General features: G+C 70.9%; 15 protein-coding genes and 1 pseudogene. 7 read left to right on the top strand and 9 right to left on the bottom strand.

What is annotated here, in order from left to right; genetic code table 11:
* Nucleotides 1-290 (bottom strand): response regulator (locus FFT21_RS27390; protein ID WP_137816826.1); only part of this gene is annotated, 290 nt, incomplete at its 3' end.
* 289 nt (nucleotides 291-579) lie between these two features.
* On the opposite strand from FFT21_RS27390, the gene FFT21_RS27395 reads away from it, so the two are divergent.
* Nucleotides 580-2,943: an HAD-IC family P-type ATPase gene (locus FFT21_RS27395; protein ID WP_225978813.1), complete on the top strand. Its 2,364-nt coding sequence runs from the start codon at nucleotides 580-582 to the stop codon at nucleotides 2,941-2,943.
* 138 nt (nucleotides 2,944-3,081) lie between these two features.
* Here FFT21_RS27395 and FFT21_RS27400 read toward each other — a convergent pair whose 3' ends face one another.
* The 7 genes from FFT21_RS27400 to FFT21_RS27430 all read right to left on the bottom strand — a co-directional run bounded on the left by FFT21_RS27400 (nucleotide 3,082) and on the right by FFT21_RS27430 (nucleotide 10,525).
* Nucleotides 3,082-3,990, bottom strand: coding sequence for a universal stress protein (locus FFT21_RS27400; protein WP_137816816.1), 909 nt, complete (start codon nucleotides 3,988-3,990; stop codon nucleotides 3,082-3,084).
* Between the two features lie 172 nt (nucleotides 3,991-4,162).
* Nucleotides 4,163-4,429, bottom strand: coding sequence for a DUF1876 domain-containing protein (locus FFT21_RS27405; RefSeq protein ID WP_137816817.1), 267 nt, complete (start codon nucleotides 4,427-4,429; stop codon nucleotides 4,163-4,165).
* 112 nt (nucleotides 4,430-4,541) lie between these two features.
* A complete protein-coding gene (locus tag FFT21_RS27410) occupies nucleotides 4,542-6,938 on the bottom strand; it encodes a glycoside hydrolase family 65 protein (protein WP_137816818.1) in 2,397 nt (798 codons plus the stop codon).
* Between the two features lie 631 nt (nucleotides 6,939-7,569).
* Nucleotides 7,570-7,860: a hypothetical protein gene (locus FFT21_RS27415; RefSeq protein WP_137816819.1), complete on the bottom strand. Its 291-nt coding sequence runs from the start codon at nucleotides 7,858-7,860 to the stop codon at nucleotides 7,570-7,572.
* 391 nt (nucleotides 7,861-8,251) lie between these two features.
* The gene (locus tag FFT21_RS27420; RefSeq protein WP_137816827.1) at nucleotides 8,252-8,683 is read right to left on the bottom strand and encodes a nitroreductase family deazaflavin-dependent oxidoreductase; all 432 of its coding nucleotides are present in this window, start codon (nucleotides 8,681-8,683) and stop codon (nucleotides 8,252-8,254) included.
* A 614-nt stretch (nucleotides 8,684-9,297) separates the two neighbouring features.
* Nucleotides 9,298-9,957, bottom strand: a complete 660-nt coding sequence (locus tag FFT21_RS27425; RefSeq protein WP_137816820.1) for an anti-sigma factor family protein — start codon at nucleotides 9,955-9,957, stop codon at nucleotides 9,298-9,300.
* A 16-nt stretch (nucleotides 9,958-9,973) separates the two neighbouring features.
* Nucleotides 9,974-10,525, bottom strand: a complete 552-nt coding sequence (locus FFT21_RS27430) for an RNA polymerase sigma factor (RefSeq protein ID WP_225978814.1) — start codon at nucleotides 10,523-10,525, stop codon at nucleotides 9,974-9,976.
* A gap of 191 nt (nucleotides 10,526-10,716) precedes the next feature.
* Here FFT21_RS27430 and FFT21_RS27435 point away from each other — a divergent pair, with 191 nt between their 5' ends.
* Complete coding sequence (locus tag FFT21_RS27435; protein ID WP_137816822.1) at nucleotides 10,717-11,235, top strand: copper-binding protein; 519 nt, start codon at nucleotides 10,717-10,719, stop codon at nucleotides 11,233-11,235.
* A 24-nt stretch (nucleotides 11,236-11,259) separates the two neighbouring features.
* Nucleotides 11,260-11,700 carry a hypothetical protein gene (locus FFT21_RS27440; RefSeq protein ID WP_137816823.1) on the top strand — a complete coding sequence of 147 codons (441 nt, stop codon included), beginning with the start codon at nucleotides 11,260-11,262 and terminating at the stop codon, nucleotides 11,698-11,700.
* Nucleotides 11,701-11,830: 130 nt separating this feature from the next.
* Here FFT21_RS27440 and FFT21_RS30590 read toward each other — a convergent pair whose 3' ends face one another.
* Nucleotides 11,831-11,983 carry a hypothetical protein gene (locus FFT21_RS30590; RefSeq protein WP_307722966.1) on the bottom strand — a complete coding sequence of 51 codons (153 nt, stop codon included), beginning with the start codon at nucleotides 11,981-11,983 and terminating at the stop codon, nucleotides 11,831-11,833.
* Between the two features lie 20 nt (nucleotides 11,984-12,003).
* Between FFT21_RS30590 and FFT21_RS30595 the strand changes: the two genes are divergently transcribed.
* The 4 genes and pseudogenes from FFT21_RS30595 to FFT21_RS27460 form a co-directional block, all read left to right on the top strand.
* Nucleotides 12,004-12,285 (top strand): hypothetical protein, encoded by a 282-nt coding sequence (locus tag FFT21_RS30595; protein ID WP_153816592.1) that lies wholly within the window; start codon nucleotides 12,004-12,006, stop codon nucleotides 12,283-12,285.
* 216 nt (nucleotides 12,286-12,501) lie between these two features.
* Nucleotides 12,502-13,032 (top strand): DUF2231 domain-containing protein, encoded by a 531-nt coding sequence (locus FFT21_RS27450; protein ID WP_137816824.1) that lies wholly within the window; start codon nucleotides 12,502-12,504, stop codon nucleotides 13,030-13,032.
* A 46-nt stretch (nucleotides 13,033-13,078) separates the two neighbouring features.
* Nucleotides 13,079-13,561 carry a hypothetical protein gene (locus FFT21_RS27455; protein WP_137816825.1) on the top strand — a complete coding sequence of 161 codons (483 nt, stop codon included), beginning with the start codon at nucleotides 13,079-13,081 and terminating at the stop codon, nucleotides 13,559-13,561.
* A gap of 36 nt (nucleotides 13,562-13,597) precedes the next feature.
* Nucleotides 13,598-13,945, top strand: a pseudogene (locus tag FFT21_RS27460) (GTP cyclohydrolase I); the annotation flags it as partial.
* Between the last annotated feature and the right edge of the window lie 124 nt (nucleotides 13,946-14,069).

The following is a 14,069-nucleotide window of genomic DNA, read 5'->3' on the forward strand; positions in this document are numbered from 1 at the left end:
CCGGCCAGGATCGCGTCCAGCATGGCCTGCTCGTCGGTGAACGAGGTCAGCATCAGGCAGGTCAGCTCGGGCAGCTTCGACCGCAGCTCGCGGCACAGCTCCACGCCGTTGCCATCCGGCAGGCGTACGTCCAGCACGGCGACCCGGGGCCGCAGCGCCGGAATCCGGGCGAGCGCCTCGGACGCGGAGCAGGCCTGCCCGACCACCCTCATGTCGGGTTCCTCATCGAGCATGTCGGCGACACCGCGCCGGACCACCTCGTGGTCGTCGACGAGAACCACCGTGATCACATCAGCGCCGGGGCGCGTGTCGCTGTCCACGGCATCTCACGCTACGACCCCCACGGCCCCGCGAGGGATGCCCAAAGTCGGTGAACCGAAGGACCAAGGTCATCCACTGTCCTCGTCGGAGCGGTCGCCAGCTCCGTGGAGCCGCCGACGACCTCAGCCCGTGATTACTCTGCGGGTTTCCGTCGGTCACTTGGCGTCACTTAGATGCCGCAGGTGGGTCCCTCACGTGGGCCCGGTCGGGTCGCCTTTCGACCGGCTCGATGCCAGGTGGTGTGCCTACCATCGATTGGTGTCCGGCGCGGATGGCCGCGTGGCCGTCGACGCCGCGGTGGGGCTGACCGCGGCGGAGGTGCGGCGGCGCGTCGACGAGGGGCTGAGCAACGCGGTAGCCCGCCGGGGCAGTCGCAGTGTGGCAGGGATCGTCCGGGCCAATGTGTTCACCCGGTTCAATGCGATCATCGCGGTGCTGTTCGCGGTCATGGTGGTAGTGGGGCCGGTGCAGGACACCCTGTTCGCGCTCACGGTCGCGGCCAACACCGCCATCGGCATCGTGCAGGAGCTACGGGCCAAACGCACCCTGGACCGGTTGTCCATCCTCGGCGAGAGCCGTCCCCGCGTGCGGCGTGACGGGACGGTTACGGAGATTCCCCCCGCCGAGTTGGTCGTCGATGACCTGATCGAGCTCGGGCCCGGCGACGAGATCGTGGTCGACGGCGTGGTCGCCGCCTCGACGCAGCTGGAGGTCGACGAGTCGCTGCTGACCGGCGAGGCGGAGCCGGTGCACAAGCGGCCAGGAGACCACCTGCTGTCCGGCAGCTTCGCCGTGGCCGGCAGCGGCAGCTATCAGGCCACCCGGGTCGGCCGGCACGCCTACGCGGCCCGGCTCGCCGAGGAGGCCGGACGGTTCAGCCTGGTCCGCTCCGAACTCCGCACCGGGATCAACCAGATCCTGAAGATCATCGCCTACCTCATGGTCCCGGTCGGCGCGCTGGTCGTCTACAGCCAGATGCGGGCCAACGCCGGACTGCCCGACGCGGTGCGCGGCATGGTCGCCGCGCTGGTGCCGATGGTCCCGGAGGGGCTGGTGCTGCTCACCAGCATCGCCTTCGCGGTCGGCGTGATCCGGCTCGCCGGGCGTCAATGCCTGGTGCAGGAACTGCCGGCGATCGAGGGCCTCGCCCGGGTGAGCGTGGTCTGCGCGGACAAGACCGGCACCCTCACCGACACCGGCATGCGCCTCGCCGAGGTCCGGCAGGTGGATTCGGCGGCACCGGTCGCCGAGGCGCTGGGCGCGCTCGCCGCCGCCGACCCGCAGCCCAACCCCAGCATGCGGGCCATCGCGGACGCGAACCGTGACGGCGCCGGCTGGCGGGCCACCGCGACCGCCCCGTTCTCCTCGGCCCGCCGATGGAGCGGCGCCAGCTTCGCCGACCACGGTCACTGGGTGCTCGGCGCACCTGACGCGCTGCTGCGTGCCGGCCACCCGACGCTGGGCGAGGCGGAACATCTCGGCAGGAACGGGCTGCGAGTGCTGCTGCTCGGCCACACCCGCACGCCGGTGGACGCCGCGGACGCGCCGGGCGAGGTCACGCCGGTCGCGTTGGTCGTGCTCGAACAGCGGATCCGCCCGGACGCCGCCGACACGCTGCGCTACTTCGCGCAGCAGCACGTCGCGGTGAAGGTGATCTCCGGGGACGGCCCGGCCTCGGTGGGCGCGGTGGCCGCCGCGCTGCACCTGCCCGACGCCGAACACCCGGTGGACGCCCGGCGCCTGCCGGAGGGCTGGGACGCCCTCGCCGAGCAGGTCGCCGAGGCCTCCGTGTTCGGCCGGGTCGCGCCGGCGCAGAAGCGCGCCATGGTGGCCGCACTGCGGTTCCGCGGGGACACCGTGGCGATGACCGGCGACGGCGTGAACGACGTGCTGGCGCTCAAGAACGCCGACATCGGCGTGGCCATGGGCACGGGCAGCCCAGCCACCCGGGCGGTCGCCCAGATCGTGTTGCTGGACAACCGGTTCGCCACCCTCCCGCACGTTGTCGCCGAGGGCCGCCGGGTCATCGGCAACATCGAACGGGTGGCCAACCTCTTCCTGATCAAAACGGTGTACTCGGTCGCGCTCGCGGTGCTGATCGGCGCGGTCGGCCTCCCGTTCCCGTTCCTGCCCCGGCACCTCACCCTGATCGGCGCGGTCACCATCGGCATCCCGGCGTTCTTCCTCGCGCTCGCCCCGAACCCGGAGCGGGCCCGTCCCGGGTTCGTGCCGCGCGTGCTCCGCATGTCCGTTCCGGCCGGCATCGTGGCCGCGGGCTGTACCTTCGCCACCTACCTCCTGGTCATCGCCGAGGGCACCGCCGACCCCACCCAGCGAAGGACCGCCGCGGTGATCGCCCTGTTTCTGGTCACCATGTGGGCACTGGGCATCGTTGCCCGCCCCTACGTCTGGTGGAAGATCGTGCTGCTGGCCGCGATGGGTGGCATGTTCGTCCTCGTACTGCTGGTTCCCTACGGCCGGTGGTTCTTCGCGCTGGACCCGGGCGGCCCGAGCACAGTGGTCACCGCCGTGGCCGTCGCCGGCGTCGGCACGGTGGCGATGGAACTCGGCTGGTGGCTGGATGGCTGGCTGCACCACGAGCGGCGCAGGCTGACCGCGTGACCACGTCCGGTGCCTCGACCGGACCGAAAGCTCAGCGACCCGCAGGGCGTCGCCGAAATTCCGTCTGGCGTCGGCCACGCGACGGGGCAGGGCTGGCCAACCGGGACCGCCGCGGGTTGGCCAGCCCATCGGGAATGGTCAGGACGCGGCGTCCGGGCGGGCGATCAGCAGCGGGCAGGCCGCGTGGTGGATCAGCGCCTGGCTGGTCGAGCCGAGCAGCAGCCCGGTGAAGCCGCCCCGACCACGGGAGCCCACCACGAGCAGCTGCGCGGCGGTGGCCTGCTCCAGGAGGAAGTGGGCGGGGTGGTCGCGGGCGATGACCCGCTGCACCGCGACGTCCGGGTACTTCTCCTGCCAGCCGGCCAGCCGCTCGGCGAGCATGGCCTCCTGCTCGGTTTCCACCTGATCCATGTCGATCAGCGCCATGCGCGCCATGGCGTAGTCCACGTCGGAGGTGTAGTCGGTCCAGGTGTGTGCCGCGATCAGCGGGGCGCCGCGCAGGGAGGCCTCCTCGAAGGCGAGCGCGACCGCGGCCTCGCTGGCCGGCGACCCGTCCACGCCGACCACGACCGACCCCTCCGTGGGCGGGACGTCGTCGGTCGAGGCGCCACGGACGACCGCCACGGGGCAGTGGCCGTGTGCGGCGAGGGTGACCGCCGTGGAGCCGGCGAGCAGGCCGGTGAAGCCACCCCGGCCGCGGGAACCGAGCACGAGCATGCCGGTCTCGGCCGAGGCGTCGATCAGCGCCGGCGCCGGGTACTCGTGCCGGAGGCCGCACTCCACCGCCAGGTTCGGGTGGCCACGGCGCACCTCGGCCTCGGCCTCGGCGAGGTAGCCGCGGCCGGCGTCGTCCAGCTCGGCGAAGAAGCTGTCCGGTGGCGCGATACCGCCGGCGTAGGCGAAGGTGGGCACCATCACCGCATGGAGCAGGCGGAGCGGCACATTGCGGCGTGCCGCCTCGTCCGCGGCCCAGGCGGCCGCCCGCAGCGCCGAGCGCGAGCCGTCGATGCCCACCGCGATCGGTGAGCCGGCGAGATTGCTGGTCATCATCGTCCCCTCCGGTGCGTGTCAGTCGCGTGTCCGACGCTAGGCACCGCGCGGGAGGGGCACGGCAGCCATTGGTCATCACCGGCCGGGACCTCCGCCACCACCCGGCCGGGCGGGTCAACGCCGGGCGAGTGCGTTGGGAGTCGTGGCGCAGGACGTCGCGGCGGCGCGGTCAGTCGCCCAGGCGTGCCGGGCCGTGGGTGATCGCTTCGATGTCGGCCCGGCAGGTGTTCATCAGCTGCTCGGCCAGATGGACCAGAGCCCGGGCCACGGCGAGCTCGTCCCCGATCTCGGGTACGTCGGCCTCGCCGGTCTTCGGGTGGGCCGTGCCGACCCCGACGAGGGTGCTGTCGTCGGCGTTGTGCAACCACGCGCGGGCGCGCGTGTGGCGGTACTGCTGGTCGATGTGGATGTCGACTCTCCACTCGTTCGTGTGCATCGTGGCCACCTCTTCCGTGCGGTTCCACGCTGGCACCGCGCGGTATACCTGCCGAGAGGCAGAGGTCCCCCGCCGGCGGCGCCGGTGGTCACGCCGTGCGGAGAGGAGAAGGTCATTCCGGGAGGGAGAACGTCACCGTCTCGTTCGGTTGGAGCGTGGCGGTCTCGCCGCCGCAGGCGATGCGCAGCGGTGCGTGGCCGCCGACGCCGGTGCTGGCGGTCACGGTGCGCCCGGTGACGCGCAGCGTGAGCGGGTGTTGCTGGTAGCGGATGGCGAACTCCAGCGGTCCGAGTTGGCGTGGCCAGTGCGGATTCAGGCGCAGCGTGTCGCCGGTGGTCTCCAGCCCGGTGAAGCAGCGTTGGAGCAGATCAACGGTGCCGGCCATGGCGGCGAGGTGGACGCCTTCGGCGGTGGTGCCGCCCTGGATGTCGGCGACGTCGCTTTCCAGCGCGTCAACGAGGAACTCCAGCGCCCGCGGGCGGTGGGCGCGGGCCAGGACCCAGGCGTGGACCACGGCGCTGAGCGTGGAGCCGTGCGAGGTGCGGGCGAGGTAGTACTCGATGGTCTTCGGGATCGTGTCGCGGGGCATCCGGTAGCCCAGCCGCGCCAGCAGCGCGCCAAGCTCGTCGGCGGAGAGCAGGTAGAACAGCATGAGCACGTCGGCCTGCTTGGACGCCTGGTACCGGTCCACGCTGTCGCCCTCGGCCTCCAGGATCCGGTCCAGCCGCTGGATGTTGCCGTAGCGGGCGCGGTAGCCGTCCCAGTCGAGTTCGGCGAGGTCCGCGTAGCCCTCGAACTGGCTGATGATGCCGTCGCCGTGAAACGGCACGGTCATCCGGCGCGAGATGTGCTCCCAGCGGCGCAGTTCGGCGTCGTCGATCCTCAGGGACTCGCACAGTTCCTGCCTGCGTTGCGGGGGCAGCAGGTCCAGCACGTCGCGGGCGCGCAGCAGTAGCCAGGTGGCCATCACGTTGGTGTAGGCATTGTCGTCGATGCCGGAGGTGTCCCGGCGCGGGTAGCCGGTGTGGAACTCGTCCGGGCCCACCACGCCGCGGATGTGGTACCGGTCGCCGGCCGTGTCGTGGTCGGTAAGGCTGGCGAAGAACCGGGCGATGTCGAGGATCATTTCCGCGCCGTCCTCGGCGAGGAACTCACGGTCCCCGCTGGCCTGGTAGTACTGCCAGATGTTGTGGGCAACGGCCAGCCCGATGTGACGCTGGCGGTAGGTGGCATCGGCGACCCACCGCTGGGACAGCGGGTTGAGGTGCAGCGGCGGGCTTTCCTCCCGCCCGTCACTGCCGCTCTGCCACGGGTACATCGCGCCCTGGTAGCCGGCTGCGCGGGCCGCTCGCCGCGCCTGCGGTAGGCGGCGACGGCGGTAGCGCAGCAGGGCACGCGCCAGTTCCGGCAGGCGGAAACTGATGATCGGGAAGACGAACAGTTCGTCCCAGAACACGTGACCGCGGTAGGCCTCACCGTGCAGGCCACGCGCCGGGACGCCGGCGTCGAGGTCGACGGTGTGCGGGGAGATCGTCTGCAGCAGATGGAACAGGTGCAGGCGGATGATCCGCAGCACGGTGTCGTTGGCCTCGACGTGGAAGTCGAATCGGTTCCAGAGGTGTTGCCAGGCGAGGACATGCCGGTCGAGCAGAGCCTCGAAACCCCCCGCGTCCCCGAGCCAGGAGAGCACCTCGAAACCGGGCTCGCTGGTCGCCGGGTCACGCGAGGTGTGCACCGCCGCGATCTTCTCGATCCGCAGTTCCGCGCCGCGGTCCAGCTCGACCGTGAACTCCTGGGCGATCGCTCGCGGCGATCGAACCAGTCGGCGGGGTGGGTCCAGGGGGCGGCCGTCGCACCAGCAGCCCGTGCGGGCGGCGGTCGCCACCCGGATGTGGGAGTGCCGGGTTTCCACCGCGAGTCGCAGCACGTCGGAAGCGGGGTCGTCGGTCTCGTGTCCGATCAGGTGATGGCCGTCGAGGTGGCGGTAGCGGGCGACGCCACAGTTGGTGATGCCGCCGTCGATACCGGAGCGCACCGTGAGGGGCCCGGAGAAGTTCTCCGCGACCACGGTGGTCTCCAGGCCGGCCAGGTGCGCCAGTTCCATGTGTACGAACCGGCGTTGCGCCACGCGAATGACCCGCCCTTCGGGATCGCGGGCGCGCAGCCACCGGGACAGCAGACCGCGACGCAGGTCCAGCTCCTGCCGGTGGTCCAGCACACGCATGGCCTCGGCGCCCAACCACGGCCCGTCGCCGATCCGGACGGTCAGCGGCAGCCAGTTCGGCAGGTTGACCAGGCTTTCGTGGTCCACCTCATGGCCGTCGACCGTGTCGCGCAGGTGGTTGTAGACCCCGGCCACGTAGGTGCCCGGGTAATGCACCCCGTCCGCCCGCGACTCCGGAGCCGCACCGCGGGTGGCCAGGTAGCCGTTGCCCAGCGCGCAGAGCGCCTCCCGCTGGCCCTCCTCGGCGTCGGCCCCGCCGAGGTAGGCCAGCAGCCACGGCGTCATCCGCGCCGGGCCTCCGAACCGTGGTGCCCGAACCGGCACCGGGACACCGCCCGCGTCCCCGAGGTTTGCGTCGCGGTGACCACCGGTGCGCTCTCCCTGTTCCTTCGGCTCCGGCAGCGACTCGCGCCGCCTTCGCATTGCGGATCGCCATCGCCCGACATGCACGCCACCGCCCAACCCAAGCTCCGGCTCACCCAAGCCGCGGGCCGCTACACGGAGCGTCCATCCGGCCACTAGGATTGGGGCAGAGGCGATGGTCACCGCCGGACGGGTCCGAACGCCCCGCGGCGGTCGGCGCCCGCGCCATCGTGCGGCATCACCCGCACGGGTGCCGTCACAGTGCCCGTTCTGCGCGGGTGACGGGGACCGGTAGGGGGCGTGGTACGGCAGGGCCTGCCGCGAGCGTCCCCATTCCGCACGGGCGGCACCCCGAGACGACCGCCCGGCGGAGTACTCGCCACGGCTGCCCAGCGGGGTGAGAGCGGCGAGCACGCCGGCGCCGCCCGCGGTGGCGGCCCGGGCGGGGAAGGCGGGGTTGGCGTACCAGGAAAGTCCGGGCCGGGTGCGCAGCGTCCAGCCGATCGGTGCGTGGCCGGCCAACCAGGGTGATCGAGCGGGCGGTTACACGCCTTCAGCTACTCGGCCAAGAGTGCTGGGCGATGCGAGCCGCGTAATAGCGCTCCCACGGCTCACTCGGGTTTTCCCTCGTGTAGTCCCTGTCGAGCTTCACCAGCAGATACACCAGCTCACTGCGCACCGGAGCAGTCCCCAGTAGCTGCGGGAGCTCGGAGAGCCGGATCAACCAGTCCGCATACCAGGACGCCCAATCCGGGTCGGCGCCATCCACGATCCGGTAGACCCGATGGTGTGTCTCAGAGGCTTCCTGCAGCAGCTTGCTGATTGCCGACACGTCGCTACCCATACCGTCCCCGATGCCTTTGCTACCGCCCCGTCATGCGATCACCAGCGCGCCAGAGAAATCCGCGACGACGCTGCGGGGGTAAGCCACCGTAACCGCCATCCCCGCGGCGCGCCTATGGATCTTCCCCGGCACGGGCCACGACCTCCGGCGTCGCCGTGCACGGTCCGGGTTTGGTCGTTCGCGCTGCCGCCGGTGGCGAGGAGCACGCGTGATCGCGGGATGGGCAGGCCGCGACGCTGACATGACAGTGTCCCGGTCCACGATGATCAGTCGGGGGCAGGGCCGCCGCGGGTGGGGTAGCGCTGGCTCGGCGCGCACCCGTGTTGCCTGTTGCGGGTGCCGGCACGGGCTCAAGGTAGGGCCGGCGGCACAGGCGCCGCCGGCCCGCCGGTCATTTCGGCTCCAGCACGAACACCGGGATCTGCCTGTCGGTTTTTTCCTGGTACTCGGCGTAGGAGGGATAGGCCGCGACGGCCCGCTCCCACCACTCGGCCCGCTCGGTGCCCTCGACCTCGCGCGCGACGTAGTCCTTCGTCACGGCCCCGTCTTGCAGGCGGAGCTCGGGGTGCGCCTTGATGTTGTAGTACCAGGTGGGGTGCTCAGGGGCGCCGCCCTTGGACGCTACGACCGCGTACTTGCCGTCGTGCTCCACCCGCATCACGGGGGTGTAGCGCAGCTTGCCGGTCTTCGCGCCGCGCAGCGTCAGCAGCACGATCGGCGACCCAAGGATCTCGATGCCCTCGGTGGTCCCGGTCTCAAGGATCTTCTTCGTTTGGTCCTGTACCCAGTCCGTGGGGCTGAGCTCTACGGTCTCGCCTGACATGTCCAGGATCAACACTCCTTGCGCCGCTCTCATTCCCGGCGGGGGATCGAAGGCCGGTGGGTGCCCGCCAGCAGAACCGCACCCGCGGTGGGTGTTGTGACACGGCAGGTGCCGGATACTACGGAAATCGCAGGTATCCGACCGCTGGTGTGACAGAAACGCGTGTTTCGGTAGGCTTCCGGGTGATGAGCAAAGCCGCACTCCCGGTCGGTGCGAACAAATAATGTGGCTATGCCAAACGAGTATCCGGCGCCATGGTTGCGTCTGCGTGTTCCGAATCACTCCCGTGGCTGGTCGCTGCGCCCGGTAAGCAGGGAAGACGCTGCTGGGCCGCATCGTTTTCGCGTCTGCGGAGACATTACGGAACTCTCCGCATTGATCAGGATATTCGGTGAGTCCAGTTTACGGTCACGTCATGGTCCGGACACTGCCAGCAATGAATTACCCTGCTTCACTGCGTCCCGCATGTCGTCAATTCTCGTCGTATATCGGCGCAAGGACGGGAGCGGAACGCGATGGTGCCCGACCATGCCGCTGCCAGGCGCCCCGACACCCGGCTGCCCGTACCGGTGCACCGCACGCGGCAGGCCTCGCTGCTCCCCGTCGCATGGGTTTCAGGTGGTGAATGTGGCGGTGGCGATGATCGTGCCGTTCGTGGCGATGAGTCGGGCGGTGGCCAGGGTGGTGGGGTCGAGGTTGATGGGCGTCCCCCAGTAGCCGTAGCCGTTGCTGAGCTGGAACTGGCCGATTGTGACGAGATGGCCGTCGGTGGTTTGCAACTGGCAGGACACGGTGGTGGTGTCGTGTTCGGTGTCGACGGCCATGTAGATCCAGGGCGGGGTGCCGGTGTAGGCGAATGCCTGGCCCGCGTCGCGGTGGTCCGCGGTGAAGGTGGCGGTCAGCAGGCGGGGGCTCGGCGAGACCGGCGCGGCGGTGGGGGGTTGGTGCTGGGTCAGGGTGCCGAGGCTCCATCCGCCCAGTCCGGCGGCGATGACCAGGGCCGCGGCGGTGATGGTGGCGAGCAGCCGGCGACGGCGTCGCTGGACGCGGGTGCGCGCGTGCAGGTGGTCGAGGAGGCGGGTCTCGAAGCCGACCGGGGGTTCGGTGTCGGGCACGAGGGTGCGGAGGTCGTCGCTGATGGTGGTCAGCGCGTCGAGGTGTTCGCGGCAGGTAGAGCAGCGGTCGCGGTGGGCGAGTGCCGCGGCGCGTTCTCGGCCGGGCAGGATGCCCAGTGCGAGCTCGCTGGCGAGTTCGCGGAACTCTTCGCAGGTCACGTCGGCCATGGTGATCTCATTCGGCGTGGAGTGTGGCGCGGAGCTTGCTCATCCCGGCACGGATGCGGGTCTTGGCCGTGCCGAGCGGGATGTGCTCGAACTCGGCGATCTCCCGGGCGGTCAGGCCGTGGATGGCGGCCAGCACGAGTGCTCGAGCCTGGTCCGGGGGCAGGGCGGCGATGGCGCGACGCAGCCGCGCGGTGGATTCGGCGTTGATCACGTGGTGCTCGGGGCCGGTGGCCACGGCGTCGAGCACGGCGGCGAGGTCATCCGGCGTCACGGGCACGGGCCGCACGGTGCGAACGGTGTCCACCGCGAGGTTGTGCGCGATGGTGGTCAGCCACGTGCGCACTGACCCGCGGCGGGAGTCGAAGACCTGGGCGTGGCGCCAGGCTCGTTCAAAGGTTTGTTGGGCGACGTCCTCGGCCAGTTGCCGGTCGCCGACAACGGCCAGGGCGGTGGCGAACACCGAGCGCTGGAACCGGCGCACGAACGCCACGGCGATCTCCTCGTCGCCGGTCGCCAGGCCCGCCAGCAGCATGTCGTCGGGAAGCCGGTCGACGGGCACTCCAGCCCTGCCCACGCCATGAGATACGGGCGGAAGCCGGGCAGGGATTGCGCGGCGGGACCAGAAACCTCGCAAGGGCACCGTCGACCTCCTCCGGCCACGGGGCAGCGGTGCCATTCTCGTCAGAGCGCAATCCCTTCCGCGGCGCCGTTCGTATGTAGTGCACCGGCAGGTCGAGGGAAGGCACCGGCATGAACGCGGTCGACACCGGCGGCGACGAGGCCGCCGAATCCCCCAGCGGAGGGCGCAACCGGCGGCACCGGATGTTCGGCGCCGGCGCGGTGGCCGGGGCGTTTCTGGCAGCGGCATGCGCGGGTGGGCAAACGCCCGCATCGCCGTCGAGCCTGCCTCCGGCATCCGGCGGCCAGGCGCCGGGCACCACGGTCGGGGTGACGCTGACCGACTTCCGCGTGCAGCTTTCCCGCCCCGGCCTGACGCCCGGCCTCTACACCTTCACGGTCACCAACCAGGGCCACACCGTGCATGCCCTCGAAGTCGACGGGCCGGGCGTGGCCGGCCAGCGCACACCCGGTGTGCTCCGGCCCGGTGAGACGGCCAACCTCACGGTGACCTTGGGCAACGGCGTCTACGAGTTCTCCTGCCCGGTGGATGGGCACAAGGAGAACGGCATGGACCTCAAGGTCACCGTCGGCACCGCGGAGAGCCCGACGCCGAACGGGCCGCCGGCGGGCGGCGGGTACGGGTACTGAAGGCCGACGGCCATGGTACGCCGCGTGGTCATCGTCGCGCTGCGCCTCCCGGGCGCGGCGCTGACCGTGGCGATGGGTTGGATTCATCTGGATCTCTGGCAAACCGGTTATCGCGACATTCCGGTGATCGGCATGCTGTTCCTGCTCAACGTCATCGGGTCCGGGGTTCTCGCGCTGGCGCTACTGGTCGTTTCCCGGCGGGTGGTGGGCCCCGTCGCGGCGCTGGGGACGGTGTTCGCGGCCGGCACCCTGGCCGCCCTGGTGGTCAGCCTCACCGTGGGCCTGTTCGGCTTCCGCGAGGTGGCCGGCGGCCCGTGGGTGACGGCCACGGTGATCGTGGAGACTGCGGCCACGGTCGTGCTCGCCGCCCTCGCCATGCTCACCAGGCCACATCCCCGGCAGCGGTCCCGGTGGTCCCGGCATGGGTACCGCACCCGCCGCCAACCGGAGCGGCCGTCCAGGTGACGAGCCACGCGCCGAGAGGTGATCTTCGTGAGCGGTGGGAGCGGCGATGGCGGCGGGGGCACGCGCCATGGGTGACCCGAAGCGCCCGGCCACCCGGGACGCCGTGGCGGGGAGGAAGGCCGTGGACGACCTACGTGCGGTGCCAGTCGGACGGATCAGGCGATCGTCTCGCGTGCAGCGCGACGCAGCAGCCGCCGGTGCGAGGCACGAGCAGGGCGTCAACCGTGTCGGCGCGGAGGCCTTCCAGCAGGCCGCACAGGAACGCGTGGTTGATGCCGCGCACCAGCGCCGGGGCACGCTCGGTTGGACGTCATCGCCGTCGCGTTCGGCGAGCACCGCGTAGACGCGGACGGCGACGAGTGTGTCGGCGCGCCGCTCCGGGATGGCGATACGGATCTCGCTGCCGGTCGGCTCGTAGACGGTGGGGCGGCGTCCCACCCGCCGCAGACCGGCCAGCGGGGCCGGCCGCGCGGACAGCAGGCCGGCGTCGACGAGCTTGTCGAGGTGGAAGGCGGCGAGCTTGCGGGAGATGCCGATGGCCTCGGCGGCTTCCTGCCGGGACCGGGCGGCGGGAGTGGCGGATGAACTCGTAGAGGCCGTGGCGCAGGTCGTCGTCGAGTACCGCGGCAGCCGCGATCGCCCGTCGCCCCGGGCGTGGGCCCTGCACCATCGCCCCTCCAGGTTTATGACCCACCTCAATCGGTGAAACTACACCCTCACGGTCATGGGCTCCTCTCTTGACGCAAGTGACATCATAAGACCAACATGGATTAGTCAAAATCCTCGGTGGTGGAGGCTGCTGTGGCAGGCACGTCCGAGCACGCGAAGCGTCCGGTGAGTGCTCTGCTCGCCGGGCCGTACGGGCATCCGATCCATCCGATCCTGGTCACCGTGCCCATCGGGGCGTGGGTGTGCAGCCTGGTGTTCGACCTCGGCTCACACGCCACCGGTGAGCCGCGCGTGCTCGCGGCGGGGTCGCAGTGGTTGATCGCGATCGGCGTGGTCGGCGCGCTGGCCGCGGCGATGGTCGGCTTCCTGGACCTGTTCGCCATTCCCACCGCGACGCCGGCCTTTCGCACCGGCCTGGTGCACATGGGGCTGAACCTGGCGGTCACCGCGGCCTATGCCGGCAACCTGGCCTGGCGGCTGGCCGCGGGCCAGCCGGTGGACGGCGTGCCGGTGGGGCCGCTCGTGCTGTCGGTGGCCAGTCTGGTGGCGCTGGCGGTGTCCGGGTATCTCGGGGGCAAGCTCGCCTACCGCTACGGCGTGCGGGTCGCCGCGGAGTCCGCCCAGGCCGAGGGTTTCACCCGGACACCGGCGCACCGCCGGTGAGTCCTGTCCAGCCGGATGTCTGGACCTCTCCGTGAAGGAGTTCGTCATGGGTATCGCCGCGTTGATCACCTGGGTCGTGACCGCCGCGGGCGGGTTCGTCATGCTCGGTACCTGGGTCGCCAAGGGCGGCCTGCGGCAGCAGGCCGAGGCGTCGTCGCCCCGCTCGTCGTTTCCCCCGGCGTTGATTTTCGGGCACTTCGTGCTCGCCGCGGTGGGGTTGCTGGTCTGGATCGTTTACCTGCTGCTCGACAAGGCGGTCCTGGCCTGGATCGCTTTCGGGCTGCTTGTCCCCGTCGCGCTGCTGGGGTTCGTGATGCTGGCCCGGTGGCTTGCCGTCTACCGTTCCCGCGGCGCCGTGACCATCTCCACGGGTGGGAGCACCTCCGCTGCCGGGGGTACCACGGCGGCGACCACGAACGGTCCAGCGGAGGGACATTTCCCCGTGCCGGTGGTGGTGGGGCACGGCCTGCTCGCCGTGGCCACCGTCGTGTTGGTGTTGCTGACCGCGCTTGGCGTGGCCGGGAGTTGACCGGTGGCCGGCGATCCCACTCCGATCTCCCAGCCCATCACCGGGCAGCCGGAGCAGCGACCGCATGCCGCGCTGCGCATCGTGCACGAGCCCGCGGGCGTTGACCTCGCCGCCGCGGAACGCGCCGCTGGTGAGTTTCTCCGTGCTCTGGGGATGTCCACCGACGCCGAGGGGCTGCGTCGCACGCCTCGGCGGATGGCGCAGGCGTATGCCGAGCTGTTCAGCCCGCGTCCTTTCGACCTGACCACCTTTCCCAACGACGAGGGCTACGACGAACTCGTCCTCGCTCGCGGCATCCCGCTCCGATCGGTGTGCGAACACCACCTGCTGCCCTTCGTGGGTGTAGCACACGTCGGCTACCTGCCCGGGGAGCGCATCCTCGGGCCAATGCGGTTCAGATAAGGCATGTGTGCTGGTCAGCGTGGTGAGCTGACGAGGGTCGTGGTGACCGGTACGGTGCCCAGCCGTGACGTTGTCTGGGGTGGAGTCGCTGCCGCGGCCGCAGGGC

This window comes from Gandjariella thermophila, from assembly GCF_005405885.1.
Taxonomy (GTDB): Bacteria; Actinomycetota; Actinomycetes; order Mycobacteriales; family Pseudonocardiaceae; genus Gandjariella; species Gandjariella thermophila.